Origin of the sequence: Streptomyces cahuitamycinicus (assembly GCF_002891435.1) — a bacterium.
In the GTDB taxonomy this organism is placed as follows: Bacteria; Actinomycetota; Actinomycetes; order Streptomycetales; family Streptomycetaceae; genus Streptomyces; species Streptomyces cahuitamycinicus.
This window is the reverse complement of sequence record NZ_POUC01000778.1, coordinates 1-1,867: the sequence shown is the minus strand read 5'-3', so window position 1 is coordinate 1,867 and position 1,867 is coordinate 1. Positions and strand designations below refer to the sequence as shown.

Here is a 1,867-nt window from a genome sequence, read left to right as displayed (position 1 = left end):
GGTCGGGGGGCCGGGGAGTACGGAGATCCGCTCGGCGGCGATGTTGGCGAGGACCGTGTCCACGTTGAACACCGGCTGGGGGATCATCGTCGCGCCCCGCATGAGGCAGGCGATCACCCCGGCCTTGTAGCCGAAGGTGTGGAAGAAGGGGTTGACGATCAGGTAGCGGTCGCCCCGGGTGAGGCCCGCGAGGTCGCTCCAGATGTCGTAGGCCCGCAGCGTCTGCCGGTGGGTGATGACGGCGCCTTTGGGCCGGCCCGTCGTGCCCGAGGTGAAGATGATGTCCGAGGGCCAGGTCCCCTGTACGGCCGCGGACCTGTCCCGTACGTCCGCCGTCCCCACCCCCTCCCCCGAGGCCAGGAAGTCCTTCCAGGTCAGGAAGTCGGCCGGGGCGTCGTCCGAGAGGACGACCGCGTGCTTCAGGGCCGGCAGGCCGGGCAGGGGGCCGGTGCCCGGGCCGTCTCCGGCCGCCCTGCGCAGGGACGCCACGTACGACGTGCCGAGGAACGTGCCGGTGACGAACAGCAGCCGGGTGCCGCTGCGGCGCAGCACGTCCGCGGCCTCGGCGCCCTTGAACCGGGTGTTCAGCGGCACGAGCACCGCCCCCGCGGAGACCGCGCCCAGGGCCGCGACGATCCAGTCGAGCGAGTTCGGGGCCCAGATGCCGACGCGGTCGCCCGGTCCGACCCCGGTCGCCATGCAGGCCGCCGCCGCGCGCTCCACGCGTGCGCCCAGTTCCGCGTAGGTGACGCGGGTCCGGCCCTCGACGACCGCCTCGACGTCCGCGTACCGCTCGGCCGCCGCCTCGACCAGGCCCGGAACGCTTCCCCATGCCGTATCCGCTCGCACAGCGCGCCTCCCGACGACGTAGGAGCTGACTATCCGTCAGATTAACTGTAATCTGACGGCCTGTCAGCGACCGTTCGGCCCCGGAGGTGCACGCGGCATGGCAGCAGGATCGGGTGGACCGGGAGGCCTCAAGGACGCCACCGCCCTCGTCGGCATAGGCCAGACGCCCTTCGCCAAACGGCTCCCGGAGGACGAACGCACCCTCGCCTGCCGGGCCGTCCTGGCCGCTCTCGACGACGCGGGCATCGCGCCCGGCGAGGTCGACGCCCTGGCCTCCTACACCATGGAGGAGACCGACGAGGTGGAGCTGGCGAAGGCCTGCGGCTTCGGTGACCTCACGTTCTTCAGCAAGGTCGGCTTCGGGGGCGGGGGTTCGTGCGCCACCGTCGCCCATCTCGCCGCGGCCATCGCCGCCGGGCAGGCGAGCGTCGGGGTGGCCTGGCGGTCCCGCAAGCGGGGCAGCGGGCCCCGGCCCTGGACCAACACCGCCGTCCAGCTCCCGACCCCGGCCCAGTGGACCCGGCCGTTCGGGCTGCTGAGGCCTGCCGACGAGATCGCGATGCTCACCCGCCGCTATCTGCACGAGTACGGCGCCACCCGCGACCACCTGTTCAACGTCGCCCTGGCCTGCCGCAACCGGGCCAACCAGAACCCCGCCGCGATCATGTACGACCGGCCCCTCACCCGCGAGATGTACATGACCTCCCGCTGGATCAGCGAGCCGCTGTGCCTCTTCGACAACTGCCTGGAGACCGACGGGGCCCTGGCCTGTGTCGTGGTCTCCGCCGAGCGCGCCCGCGACTGCCGGCGCAGGCCCGTCTACGTCCATGCCGCCGCCCAGTCGCTGCCCGCCCAGCACCACGGCATGGTCAACTACTGGAACGAGGACCCCCTCACCGGCCCCGCCTGGAGTGCCGCCCGGCACCTGTGGAAACACTCGGACCTGGCCCCCGAGGACGTCGACGTCGCCCAGATCTACGACGCCTTCACCCCCCTGGTCCTGCTCTCCCTGGAGGGC

At 72.4% G+C, this 1,867-nt stretch carries 2 protein-coding genes; one reads left to right on the top strand and one right to left on the bottom strand.

Annotated features, from left to right (window positions below; translation table 11 throughout):
• The coding region (locus tag C1J00_RS42730; RefSeq protein ID WP_146046404.1) for an AMP-binding protein at nucleotides 1–849 on the bottom strand (849 nt) is incomplete at its 3' end.
• A gap of 97 nt (nucleotides 850–946) precedes the next feature.
• Here C1J00_RS42730 and C1J00_RS42725 point away from each other — a divergent pair.
• A partial coding sequence (locus C1J00_RS42725) for a beta-ketoacyl-[acyl-carrier-protein] synthase family protein (protein WP_102914157.1) occupies nucleotides 947–1,867 on the top strand: 921 nt, incomplete at its 3' end.